At 41.0% G+C, this 12,611-nt stretch carries 11 protein-coding genes and 1 tRNA gene; 7 read left to right on the forward strand and 5 right to left on the reverse strand.

Going from position 1 to position 12,611, the window contains the following annotated elements:
- The 5 genes from CPC19_RS08245 to CPC19_RS08265 all read right to left on the reverse strand — a co-directional run bounded on the left by CPC19_RS08245 (position 1) and on the right by CPC19_RS08265 (position 4,706).
- The gene (locus CPC19_RS08245; RefSeq protein WP_016389515.1) at positions 1-513 is read right to left on the reverse strand and encodes a DUF3015 family protein; all 513 of its coding nucleotides are present in this window, start codon (positions 511-513) and stop codon (positions 1-3) included.
- 255 nt (positions 514-768) lie between these two features.
- Positions 769-1,470 carry a ribonucleotide reductase subunit alpha gene (locus CPC19_RS08250; protein ID WP_015005706.1) on the reverse strand — a complete coding sequence of 234 codons (702 nt, stop codon included), beginning with the start codon at positions 1,468-1,470 and terminating at the stop codon, positions 769-771.
- Between the two features lie 28 nt (positions 1,471-1,498).
- Positions 1,499-3,652: an adenosylcobalamin-dependent ribonucleoside-diphosphate reductase gene (locus CPC19_RS08255; protein WP_016389517.1), complete on the reverse strand. Its 2,154-nt coding sequence runs from the start codon at positions 3,650-3,652 to the stop codon at positions 1,499-1,501.
- 282 nt (positions 3,653-3,934) lie between these two features.
- Positions 3,935-4,011: transfer RNA gene (locus CPC19_RS08260), tRNA-Arg, on the reverse strand.
- A gap of 194 nt (positions 4,012-4,205) precedes the next feature.
- On the reverse strand, positions 4,206-4,706 hold the full coding sequence (locus CPC19_RS08265; protein WP_015005704.1) for a MarR family winged helix-turn-helix transcriptional regulator: 501 nt from the start codon (positions 4,704-4,706) through the stop codon (positions 4,206-4,208).
- Positions 4,707-5,197: 491 nt separating this feature from the next.
- Between CPC19_RS08265 and ectA the strand changes: the two genes are divergently transcribed.
- From ectA to CPC19_RS08300, 7 genes are all read left to right on the forward strand, one after another.
- Positions 5,198-5,692, forward strand: coding sequence for a diaminobutyrate acetyltransferase (gene ectA / locus CPC19_RS08270; protein ID WP_240183330.1), 495 nt, complete (start codon positions 5,198-5,200; stop codon positions 5,690-5,692).
- Positions 5,689-6,981, forward strand: a complete 1,293-nt coding sequence (ectB, locus tag CPC19_RS08275) for a diaminobutyrate--2-oxoglutarate transaminase (protein WP_015005702.1) — start codon at positions 5,689-5,691, stop codon at positions 6,979-6,981. Before ectA ends, ectB begins: the two co-directional genes overlap by 4 nt.
- 149 nt (positions 6,982-7,130) lie before the next feature.
- Positions 7,131-7,550 (forward strand): ectoine synthase, encoded by a 420-nt coding sequence (locus CPC19_RS08280; RefSeq protein ID WP_020162038.1) that lies wholly within the window; start codon positions 7,131-7,133, stop codon positions 7,548-7,550.
- On the forward strand, positions 7,543-8,487 hold the full coding sequence (gene thpD / locus CPC19_RS08285; RefSeq protein WP_051176838.1) for an ectoine hydroxylase: 945 nt from the start codon (positions 7,543-7,545) through the stop codon (positions 8,485-8,487). Before CPC19_RS08280 ends, thpD begins: the two co-directional genes overlap by 8 nt.
- A 285-nt stretch (positions 8,488-8,772) precedes the next feature.
- Positions 8,773-10,206 carry an aspartate kinase gene (locus CPC19_RS08290; protein ID WP_016389523.1) on the forward strand — a complete coding sequence of 478 codons (1,434 nt, stop codon included), beginning with the start codon at positions 8,773-8,775 and terminating at the stop codon, positions 10,204-10,206.
- Positions 10,191-11,075, forward strand: a complete 885-nt coding sequence (locus tag CPC19_RS08295; protein ID WP_015005698.1) for a tetratricopeptide repeat protein — start codon at positions 10,191-10,193, stop codon at positions 11,073-11,075. The genes CPC19_RS08290 and CPC19_RS08295 overlap by 16 nt, the downstream gene beginning before the upstream one ends.
- A gap of 402 nt (positions 11,076-11,477) precedes the next feature.
- Complete coding sequence (locus CPC19_RS08300; RefSeq protein WP_016389524.1) at positions 11,478-12,572, forward strand: endonuclease/exonuclease/phosphatase family protein; 1,095 nt, start codon at positions 11,478-11,480, stop codon at positions 12,570-12,572.
- The last annotated feature ends 39 nt before the right edge of the window (positions 12,573-12,611 follow it).

Genomic DNA, 12,611 nt, shown 5'->3' on the forward strand with positions numbered 1-12,611 from the left:
TTAAACTGAGCAACTAGATGATGCTGATGTAACTGCATGATAATAATCAGCAGCTTTATCGATTCTTGCTTTTTGTGAATACTCTGTTGATGCTACCTTACTACCCATATTGCTACGAATCATTGTTACAACATCGGCTTGTCGGCTTGAAGAACAGCCCTCTATATCTAAAACAGCAACTAAGTGTTCACCCTCTCCTTTAGCCACATCTTCGATTAGATTCTCGTAATTATCTATAATGAATTTAGCCGTTTTAGCATGCACATTTGAGCATGTCTCAGGACTCATTGTTGCTGACGTAACAGCCGTAGAACCTAAATCCCAAATAACGTTTGATGTTGCCGCTGCTATGTGGTGATTAGGAAATATAGCCGCACCAATACCACAATCTCTATATGGGTTAGGTCCGCTACCGACTTTAGCATGACCGTGTGCTGCTGCAAACACTATAGATGACATTGAGAACAGGTAGATACTAACTAATACAACGATTAATTTTTTTAGTTTAAACAATTTATAAAACTCCCTTTTTTTAATAGAATCGTTAGTAAAAGATATGCCACTAACCTACTAATTGTAGCACCGTAACTTGGCCAACATGACCTACATTGAGGGAAAAAAGTATTTTATTTTAGCCTTGCCAATGCCTGCTAACTAACGCCTATCATCCAATAAGATTGAGTTTATTTATCCAGCCAACTTACGCTTCTTAAAATCGTTTATTGTAATGATCACAGTAACCAAGCTGTTAACCAACTTGATTTCATCCTACCCACATTTGCTATCACCACAATTCAAACATGTCATACAGCCATCCATTTGGATGGAGGCGGTCACATTACACTTTGTACATAATTGTGAGCCTGCTGGAAATTCGCTAGTGGTTTCATGCTCGGGGGATTTAACCTGTTTTTCTGCTTCAAACTGAGCCCGTTTCTCATCCATGATTTTTTGTTGGTGCTCACTGATTTCTTCAGTTTTGATCATTCCAATCATTTTTAAATGCGATTCGACGACGTCTCCAATTTCTGCAACAAGTGATGGCATAAACTTACCGCCTTTTTTGAAGTAACCACCACTGGGGTCAAATACGGAACGTAGTTCTTCTACTAGGAAGGTGATATCGCCACCTTTTCTAAACACCGCAGACATAATTCTTGTTAGCGCAACAATCCACTGGAAGTGATCCATGTTTTTAGAATTGATGAACACCTCAAATGGACGCCGTTGCTCATGATCTGTATCTGGGTTTAATATCAAATCATTGATCGTTATATATAGCGAATGCTCTGATAACGGCGTTTTAATTTTATAGGTTGAACCCAATAGCATTTCTGGCCTTTTTAGGCTTTCATGCATTTGGATGATATTGCTTTTCTCTTCACTCTGAAGAGCGACTTCTTCAACTTTTGGTTCATCGTCTTTTACAACGTCGTAACCGGTGATGGCTTGTGTAATTTTGTGTGTCATTTTTTTCTCCTGTTCGCTGCCGTCAACCTTAAAACTTACCGTAATAACCTTCTTTTAAGGCATCGTATAAGTTCGCTGCGGTATGTGATTCACCTTCATATTCAACCATCTCGTTACCTTTTACCTCTAACGTCGAGCCGTCTTGAAGCTTAAAACGATATGTTGTGTTTTCTAGGTCTGAGTCTTTTACCAGTACACCTTGAAATACATCTGGATTAAAGCGGAACGTTGTACAGCCCTTTAACCCCTTTTCGTGAGCATAAAGATAGATATCTTTAAAGTCCTCAAAAGGAAATTCTGTCGGCACATTAGCGGTTTTTGAAATAGAAGAATCAATCCATTTTTGTGCTGCAGCTTGTATATCCACATGCTGTTTTGGAGTAATGGTTTCTGCCGTTACAAAATAGCTGGGTAGCTTTTCATCTGCCTGCTCTGAATACGGCATGGCTTTTTCATTAATTAATGTGCGGTACGCCAATAATTCAAATGAGAATACATCAACTTTTTCTTTCGCATTACGCCCCTCACGAATAACATTACGTGCATAGTGATGAGCAAAGCTTGGTTCAATGCCATTACTGGCATTATTGGCCAATGATAGAGAAATAGTTCCTGTTGGCGCGATAGAGCTATGGTGAGTAAAGCGCGCGCCCGTTTCAGCAAGTTGCTCCACGAGCTCAGGCGCAACAGAGGCTATTTGTTGCATATAACGACTGTACTTTGCATGTAAAACACGGCCTTTTACTGTATCGCCAACCTGATAACCATCGTCCAACATTTCTGGGCGTTTACGCAGCATATCTCCAGTTACTTCAAAGTCCTCATCCATGATGGGTGCAGGCCCTTTTTCTTTAGCCAGTTCTAAACCCGCTTCCCAACCGGTAACCGCTAGTTGCTTACTGACTTCTTCAGTAAATTCAACCGATGCATCTTCACCATATGGAATACCCATCATGGTTAAGGTTGAACCTAAGCCTAAAAAGCCCATACCATGGCGACGCTTGTGCTCAATTGCTTCACGTTGGCCTTCCAAAGGCAAGCCATTAATCTCTACTACGTTATCCAGCATTCGGGTGAAAATACCGACAGTTTTACGAAACTTCTCCCAGTCGAAAGACGCTTTTGAGGTGAAAGGGTTTAATACAAATTTAGTTAAATTAATGGACCCTAACAAGCAAGACCCATAGGCCGGTAATGGTTGTTCACCACATGGATTAGTTGCGCGAATATTTTCGCAAAACCAGTTATTATTCATTTCGTTCACTTTATCGATAAGAATAAACCCAGGTTCAGCATAATCATAAGTAGACGCCATAATAGTTTCCCATAGGCGTTGAGCTTTTACTCGATTATAAATTCGACAGGCAACTAAGCCTACATCATTTACTTGGTAGCCTTTGGTAATAGGCCATTCACGCCATAGCACCTTGTCTTTATCGTTTAAATCAATCTCGCCTGACGCCAATTCTTTTTCTGACAAAGGAAACACTAACGGCCAATCGGCATCGTCTTTAACTGCTTGTACAAAGTCGTCTGTAATCAACAACGATAAATTAAACTGACGCAAGCGGCCATCTTCACGCTTTACACGAACAAAGTCGCGCACATCCGGATGAGCAACATCAAAGGTTGCCATTTGAGCTCCACGTCGCCCCCCCGCTGATGATACGGTAAAGCACATTTTGTCAAAAATATCCATGAACGATAATGGACCCGAGGTATTAGCACCTGCACCGGATACATAGGCACCTTTAGGGCGTAGCGTTGAAAATTCGTAACCAATACCACAACCCGCTTTAAGGGTTAAACCAGCTTCGTGTGTTTTCCTTAAGATATCGTCCATAGAATCAGAAATAGAGCCTGATACAGTACAATTAATAGTCGATGTCGCTGGTTTATAATCGCTAGCACCTGCATTGGAAATAATACGCCCTGCTGGAATCGCACCATGTTTTAGAGCCCAGACAAATTGATCATGCCAATATTCTTTCTTATCTGCGTTTTCTTCCACCTCAGCAATTGCTGCTGCAACACGATCATAGGTTTCTTCAATATTGTTATCGACGGGCGAGCCATCCTGTTTTTTTAAACAGTATTTTTTATCCCAGATATCTAACGAGGCCGATTGGAACTCAATCTCAGCGTGATTTTCTTTAATAACTTTCAAGTTGACTGTGCTCATATTTCCCCTATCTATCTTAATGAAATGTTTTCGGGATGCGCTCCCTATTCCCTGTAGAGATAGATTATAAGAAAGCCCATAGAAACACAAGATAGTGTGTGAATAATTTTAATATTAACTATATATTGTATTCCAAACAAAATGAATTAACTGTAAAAATATTTTTATATATCAACCTGTTAGGCCCTATTTACAAATATTGCCTTAAAAAATGAAGGCATTAAAGCACCCATACTGAATCGGCAGGCACAAAAAAACCCTCCAAAAGGAGGGTTTCATGTATGGCGCGCCTGGAGCGATTCGAACGCCCGACCGCTCGGTTCGTAGCCGAGTACTCTATCCAGCTGAGCTACAGGCGCTTTGAGGTGGCTATTGTATTCGGACTGAACTAAAGGTCAAGCAAAAATCACTAAAGAAAGTTAATTTCTTAAATTAATTAAAGCAGCTCGATAAAAAACATTAACGTTTAATGAAAAATAAAACAAAGCCGTCAATCATTTATCCCAGCAGAATACTCAATAATAAAGCTCAGGAACCGCAGTCTCATTATTGCTTATACGTCAGATGGGGTTATCGCTGTTCCCTGACGGTCTAAAACACCAAGATCCAATACAGGGGAAGCGTCAATATCTTGTGCATCCATCATCTGAGCAACACGCTGCAAAGAAGAGATAATCATCGTTTGTTCCCATTCATGCAAATGATCAAACTGGCGCGCAAACTGTTCTTGCAGGGGAATTGGGGAGTCTTTTAAAATCTCAATAGCTTGCTCTGTAAGGTAAGCATGCGCTTTTCGCTTATCTGCTTTAGAGCGTTCACGATACACCAGCTGACGCTTTTCCAGTCGATCTAAAATCGTCGTCACCGTTGCTTGACTAAGACTTATTTCACTCGCAAGTTCGCCAATGGTCACTTCGCCTTTATCTCGAATAGTTTGCAGCAACAAAATTTGAGGTGCCGTTAAGCCGGTCGTTTTCGCTAAGTGTTTAGAGTGCAGGTCAGTTGCCCTAATTACACGCCTTAATGCCATCAATACTTCTTGACTGTTATTCAACTGGGCTCCTCTCGATTAATTAATACTCACGTCCATTATATCTTCGATAATTTTTAATGGTAAAAAAACCAAACCACTAGATAAACGCCTAACCCAAACCATCTACATACTGACCTGCGTATTGTTTTCCTTTCAACTGGTTGACACCCATGTTTTCAGCTCGCCCATTAGCAGTTAATTTGAATGAATAATTTAAGCCCTTCTGATCAGGATCTCCATTCTCTAAAACCTTATCGTCAAAATATTCTACTTAATTATCAAGCTCCTAGCCCATTCTTAATTTGATGCATAGGCTGTCAGGTGGAAATCAACTACGATCTCATGCTACAATGTTTAGTGTACTAATGATTAATTAAATAAAAAATTAAATTTACAAGGCTTTATAGCCCAAAAAAAACTAAATTTGCCTTTATTTTTAAATTTTATTAATTAGCACACTAACTAAATATATAGCGTAATAAAAAAATTTGTCATATTCCAAACCAATTTATTTGAGGGAACCGACCCTTGAAGACGGCATGGCCGTTTATCGATTTATCGAAAATTGCCCTCCCCTCGATACCAACTCTAGCTACTGTAATCTGCTTCAATGTGAGCATTTCGCAAGCACCTCTGTCGCAGCAGAAATGAACGATGAAATAGTCGGTTTCATTTCAGGCTACCTACTGCCTAAACGCCCAAACACTTTGTTTATCTGGCAGGTTGCTGTTAATGAACAGGCCCGTGGGCGGGGGCTTGCTTCACAGATGTTGCTACACATCTTAAACCGCCCTTTTTGTCAGGATGTGCATTACATAGAGACAACTATCACCGAAGATAACAAGCCCTCTTGGCATCTCTTTAAGGCCTTATCAAAAAGTCTAGAGACACAGTTGCAGCATGCCCCATGGATGGACAAGCAAACGCACTTTGACGGCCAACATGATTCTGAGAATTTAGTCCGAATCGGTCCTTTTAACCTTAACCAAACAAACAAATTACTATGAAAATTTTTGATGAAATAGAATCTGAAGTACAAAGCTATGCACGCTCTTTCCCGCGCGTTTTTAATCGCGCTAAAGGAGAGTTTATGTGGGACGAAGAAGGTCGCCAATATTTAGACTTTCTCGCTGGAGCTGGAACCCTTAACTATGGTCATAACAACTCTATATTCAAACACGCGCTGCTTAAATATATTAAAAGCAATGGTATTACCCATGGCTTAGATTTGCATACCAAAGCTAAAGGTGAGTTCCTACAAGCATTTAATGACCATATTTTAAAACCAAGAAACATGGAATACATGGTGCAATTTACCGGCCCTACCGGTACCAATGCTGTTGAAGCAGCAATGAAAATTGCACGTAATGTAACTGGCCAACAAAATATTGTGACTTTTACCAATGGATTTCATGGTGTCAGCTTGGGCTCACTAGCGGCAACAGGCAACTCACATCATAGAGATGCGGCTGGCGTTAGCTTAGTCGGTACCCACCGTATGCCTTATGACGGCTACTTAGGTGATAACATCGATACAACAGAATACCTTGATAAAGTGCTATCCGATTCAAGCAGTGGCATTAACTCCCCTGCTGCGGTAATTGTTGAAACTGTCCAAGGTGAAGGTGGTATTAACGCTGCCAGTATTAAATGGCTGCAAAACCTTCAGACTGTCTGCCGTAAACACAACATCCTGTTAATCGTTGATGATATACAAGCCGGTTGCGGTCGAACAGGCGACTATTTTAGTTTTGAAGAAGCCGGTATCGAACCTGACATTATCACCTTATCCAAATCGCTTGGTGGTTATGGTTTGCCATTTGCAGTAGCGCTGATAAAAGCCGAATTTGATTTCTGGAAACCCGGTGAACACAACGGTACTTTCAGAGGCAATAACCTTGCTTTTGTAACCGCTAAAGCAGCCATTGACCACTATTGGACAAATGATCAATTTTCGCAAGAGATTAAACGCAAAGGCCAGTATGTTTCCGAGCGACTTGAAAACATCGTCAGCCAATATGGTGAAGGTCAGTTTACCGCCAAAGGTCGCGGCATGTTTCAAGGCATTAACTGTGTTAATGGTGACATTGCTGGGAAAATTACACATCACGCTTTCCAAAAAGGGCTCATCATTGAAACCAGTGGTGCAGATGATCAAGTCGTCAAGTTTTTGTGCCCGTTAGTTATCTCTGATGAGAACCTTAAAAAAGGTATTGATATTATTGAAGAAGCTATTCGAGAGGTATGTGAAAAACAAGATATTCCAGAAAAGAATCTGTATTTCGAAGCCAGTTAAGGTTTAACCGCTTCACTGCTGACCTAGTGACGTTTAAACGTTCATTTAAACGATAAAAACACAGTAAAAGTGGGGCAATAAAGCCCTGCTTACTGAATCACTTATTTTTATCAATCATCGTAAAAAGAGCTTAACCAAAGGATAATCTAATGATCGTACGTAATTTATCTGACGCCAATCAAAGTAACCGAAGAATTATTTCCCCCGATGGAAACTGGGAAAGCACCCGACTGCTTCTTAAGGAAGACAACATGGGGTTCTCCTTTCACATCACGACTATTTACCAAGGCGCTGATTTTCAAATGCACTATCAAAATCACTTGGAATCGGTGTATTGCATTACCGGCGAGGGCGAAGTTGAAACCTTAGCCGACAATAAAAAGCACCCAATCAAACCCGGTACTATTTACGTTTTGGACAAGCATGATAAACACATCCTTCGTGCTTCAAAAGAAATGACTTTGGCTTGTGTATTCAACCCGCCACTTAATGGTAAGGAAGTGCATAACGCAGAAGGTGCTTATGAATTAAACGACCAAGGCATTGAGGACAATGGCACTGATGAATAACACAGCAAGTAGGCACTCTATTGATCAAAGCCACGCTGTTGAAGATACTTACCCATCACGCAAAGGGCTAAGCAGCATAACGGATCGGCAGGATCCAGTAATTTATGCTCCCCAAAACAGCACACCGCCTATCGACCTTTCACAAATTGAGCAGTTCGAGCAACAAGGGTTTATTGTGCTCGACAATATCTTTTCAAGTGCTGAAATCGAAGCCCTTCAAGATGAGTCCGCTCGACTCCGGTCTACAGCTAGCAACGACGAACAATCTGAAAAAGCATATACAGAGCCGGGGCATCACGAAGTTCGCTCAATATTTAGTTTACATGAAAACAGCACAATCTTTAAAAAGCTAATGATGGATGAACGTTTAGCAGGTCTCGCAAGGTACATTTTGAACGACCAAGTGTATATTCATCAATCACGCCTTAATTACAAACCCGGCTTTATCGGTAAAGAGTTTTTCTGGCATTCTGATTTTGAAACCTGGCATGTCGAAGACGGCATGCCTAATATGCGCGCCTTGAGTATGTCGGTCACGCTGACAGAAAACCATGCACATAACGGACCCTTGATGCTGATACCTGGTTCGCACAAGAAGTTTATTGCCTGCGAAGGTAAGACGCCTCGGCAACATCATCTAGCCTCACTAAAAAAACAAGAATATGGCGTACCTTCTAACGAGCACCTGAGCATGTTGGTAGAAAAACAGGGCATTACCACAGTGACCAGTAAACCTGGCAGCGTTATTGTATTTGACTGTAATACGCTACACGGCTCAAACGGTAATATTACCCCTCACCCTAGAGCCAATGTGTTTTTTGTATATAACGCATTAAGCAACAAAGTTGCCAAGCCATTTTGCGAGCAACCGCCTCGGCCTGAGTATCTTTGTGCACGCTCCAACATCAAACCATTAACACCTTCTCGTTCATTTTAGCCATTATGGAAACAGGCAAACATCAAAAGCCGATAGGCCAGCTAACACATCAAATTACAAATTAGATACTGCGAAGGAAAGGAGCTTAACCATGAAGAAACCCATTAATCATGAAAAAAGTAGCGTTCTGAACAATAACTAAACCATACATAGCTGAGCATAAGGGGAACTATTTATGTGTGACCTCAAAAGTCTATTAACCAGACTAATAACTAAACTGAGCTCACCATTATGCCCATCTTGCACTGAAAATCAGCGCTTTAAACATAATACATAGAGGATAAAATGCATACTGTAGAAAAGATCGGCGGCACATCAATGAGCGATTATGTGTCCGTTCGAGATAACATCATTCTTAATCAAAACCTAGACGGCGTTTACCGACGAATATTTGTAGTGTCAGCATATGGCGGTGTTACTGATGCCTTACTGGAACATAAAAAAAGTGGCCAACCGGGCATCTACGGCCTATTTGCCAACGGCATAGAAGATGACAGCTGGCTGACTAAATGTGACGAATTGCACCAACAATTACAAGCTATTAATCTAGAACTATTTGGCCAAACGACCTTGCTAGATAAGGCTAACACTTTCTTGGCCGAACGGATGGACGACGCAAAAAAATGCTTAGCTGACCTACAAAGCCTATGCCAACATGGCCATTTTGCCTTAGATGCGCATTTAGCAACCGTTCGAGAAATGTTAGCCAGCATTGGCGAAGCACATAGCGCTTGGAACACCGCCGAGCTACTTAACCGAGACGGTGTTGATGCTTGCTTTGTTGATTTAACCGGTTGGCGAGCTGACCACCATATCTCTTTAGACGAACGTATTCGTTTAAGCTTCCAACACATCAACCTTGAAAAACAACTCCCCATTGTGACCGGCTACGCACACAGTGATTCTGGCCTCATGTCATCTTTTGATAGAGGCTATAGCGAGATGACCTTCAGCCGTTTAGCTGTGTTAACTGGGGCGAGCGAAGCCATTATCCATAAGGAGTTTCACTTAAGCAGCGCTGACCCTCGATTAGTTGGTGAAGAAAACGCTGTTCCTATCGGCCGTACTAATTATGACGTGGCGGACCAACTGGCTAACCTAGGAATGGAGGCCATTCACCCAAAAGCAGCCAAAGGCTTACGACAAAATGACATTCCACTTCGTATAAAAAATACGTTTGAGCCAGTACATACGGGCACCTTAATTACTGGCGATTATGTTAGTGAGTCGCCTTGCGTTGAAATCATTGCTGGTTGTAAAGGAATCTATGCGCTTGAGGTGTTTGATCAAGATATGGCCGGAAATCTATCAAATTACGATAGCGAATTAGTCTCTATTATCAAACGATTTAATGCACATATCGTCTCTAAGGACACCAATGCCAATGCTATTACCCATTTCTTATCAACAAACTTAAAAACCGTAAAACGTATTCTTTACTTAATTAAAGAACGTTTTCCAGAAGCCGATGTAAATCATAAAAAAGTAGCCATTGTTTCTGCTATAGGCAGCGATATGCAAATTCCAGGGATATTAGCAAAAATGGTGCAGGCAGTGGCCAACGAAAATATTAGTGTTTTGGCTGTCCACCAGTCAATGCGCCAAGTAGATATGCAATTTATTGTCAACGAAGCAGACCATGACAATACAGTGAAAAGCTTACATGCCGCACTGGTAGAAGTTCATGATCACGGAAGGGCCATATGTCTCGCATCATAAAAAAGCTGATTCTATTAAGTTGCTTGTTTCCTATATTATTAGCGGCCGCCACCACTGTCGATGACCCTATACCGGAAAAAATTGATAATTTAGAGAAACCGCTCTACTCCCCATTTGTTGAACGCTATGTATTAGATGAAATTAAACAATTGCGTATCGATCAAGCCAAATCAAAACAAGAATTACTGCAACAAATTTTAGATCGTGAGCATAACTCCGTTGACCGTGCCGTGGCTTATGCAACCGACACCGTTACCTACTTCTTTTATTTGATAGCTGCAGCAACATCCGTTTTAGTATTGGTCGGCTGGACCTCAATAAGGGACATCAAAGAACGCGTACATTCTCTCGCCGATGAGGAAATATCAAAGCTGATTCATGAATATGAGGCTCGATTAGAAATGATTGAAGAGCAATTACAGCAAAAAACGCAACATATTGATGAAAACCGTGAAGAAATCGAATTAACACAAGAACTCCAATCACTTTGGTTACAGGCACAACAAGATGACTCCCCTTCCAACAAAATAACCATTTATGACGAAATTCTTAAAATACGCCGTGATGATTGCGAGGCAATAACCTATAAAGCCAATGCCGTACTTGAATTGAACGAACCTCAATGGGCAGCTAATTTATGTCACCAAGCACTTAAAATAGACCCTGAAAATAGTCGTGCATTTTATCAATTGGCCTGCGCATACACCGCTATGAGGCAATTTGATGAAGCACTTCACTTTCTAATCGAAGCACTTAATAGGCGAGAAAGTTACCTGGAGAGTATTCACGATGACCCAGCCTTGCAAGCATTAGTTAACCATGAGGTGTTTAGCGAACTACCTCGCCTAATGGGCAAAGAGACCAGCTAAAAGACCGATAAGTATCAATTTTTGGCAGTTAAAAATATTAAAAGGCGTTTTTAAAGGCGCCTTTTTTTATAACTGTCATAAAAAACCATGCTGATTTTTACAGCACCAGCAACACAAACGATATCGTTTACTTAAACGGTCAGATCTTATGCTGCTGAACTTGATGGAACAGCCTTCAGCTAATAAGCTGTAGGTAGATATACGACACACCTTAATTAAACTTAAAGCTTCTAATTTTATTTCATATAGCACTACCAAATAAGAATTCGGCACAAAAGCTTATCTCCAGTAACAACTGACGCTGCACTTTATAAGTTTTTATGGCATTCTTATCCACGATAAATTGGCCATTTCGAGCCTAAATACGTACGATTTTATTAACCATACAAAGGTAGTCGAAGAATGTTATCCGTACTCTTAATCTCCACAGTTTTTATTTTTTTGGTGACTTTCCTGCCTTTATTAAAAATTTCACATTGGTTAATTAGAGCGATGGATTTTCCTCGCTTACAGTTTGCCACGTTGGCGATTGTCCTTTTAGCAGCACATTTTCTTTTTCTTGACAGCCAATTGCTGATCACTCAATGCTTAATAAGCATAACGCTTATCTGTTTAATCTGGCAATTATGCTGGATATTACCCTACACCTTTTTTTGGCCTAAGGAGGTCCTTACTTCAACTGATGACAGTCCAGATAATCAACTGAGTGTTCTGACCTCTAATGTACTTAAATCGAACCATAATGCTGATGCGTTAATAGCGTTGGTCAACAAACATCAACCTGATGTCCTTGTTACGCTAGAGTCAGATCAGTGGTGGGAAGAAAAGCTTCAAGTGTTGGCAACGCAAATGCCTTATAGTGTTAAGTGCCCTCTCGACAACCTTTATGGCATGCACGTTTTTTCACGCTTAGCGTTAGCAGAAACAGAAATATGCTATTTAGTTGAAGAAGGTATTCCATCGATACATGCAACGCTAGAACTACGCACGGGTGACAAAATTCGCGCGCATTTTCTTCACCCCGCTCCTCCAAGTCCAACGGAAAACCCTGAGTCATCAGAACGGGATGCTGAACTAGTTATTGTAGCTAGAAGTGTGGCCGAAAGTGACCAGCCTGTCATCGTAGCTGGCGACCTTAATGACGTTGCCTGGTCTGCAACAACCCGACTTTTCCGAAAAATTAGCGGCTTATTAGACCCGCGAGTTGGACGAGGCGTGCTCAACACATTCCATGTGGATTACCCCTTTATGCGCTGGCCTTTAGACCATTTATTTCATAGTAAACATTTCACTTTACGGGCCATTCAGTGCTTACCTTCTATTGGTTCTGACCACTTTCCTTTACTAACTAGGCTCTCATTAACGCCATTAGAAAACAACAAACAAAGTAGTTTAGATTCCCGCGCCGCTGATCATCAATGGGCTAGTGAAATTTCTGCCGAACAACACGTTAATAAGGACGATGTACCAAAGCCTGGTGAAGTATCTCGTGAATGAAGAATAATGTTGCTGCTTTTAAGTAGTCATATAGAGAAA

Origin of the sequence: Cycloclasticus sp. PY97N (assembly GCF_002443175.1) — a bacterium.
Lineage (GTDB): Bacteria > Pseudomonadota > Gammaproteobacteria > Methylococcales > Cycloclasticaceae > Cycloclasticus > Cycloclasticus pugetii.

Coding starts and splice junctions, on each gene's coding strand:
- CPC19_RS08250 (WP_015005706.1), bottom strand. CDS start 1,470: ATGACACACAAAATTACACAAGCCATCACCGGTTACGACGTTGTAAAA.
- CPC19_RS08255 (WP_016389517.1), bottom strand. CDS start 3,652: ATGAGCACAGTCAACTTGAAAGTTATTAAAGAAAATCACGCTGAGATT.
- ectB (WP_015005702.1), top strand. CDS start 5,689: ATGAAAATTTTTGATGAAATAGAATCTGAAGTACAAAGCTATGCACGC.
- CPC19_RS08280 (WP_020162038.1), top strand. CDS start 7,131: ATGATCGTACGTAATTTATCTGACGCCAATCAAAGTAACCGAAGAATT.
- thpD (WP_051176838.1), top strand. CDS start 7,543: ATGAATAACACAGCAAGTAGGCACTCTATTGATCAAAGCCACGCTGTT.
- CPC19_RS08290 (WP_016389523.1), top strand. CDS start 8,773: ATGCATACTGTAGAAAAGATCGGCGGCACATCAATGAGCGATTATGTG.
- CPC19_RS08295 (WP_015005698.1), top strand. CDS start 10,191: ATGTCTCGCATCATAAAAAAGCTGATTCTATTAAGTTGCTTGTTTCCT.
- CPC19_RS08300 (WP_016389524.1), top strand. CDS start 11,478: ATGTTATCCGTACTCTTAATCTCCACAGTTTTTATTTTTTTGGTGACT.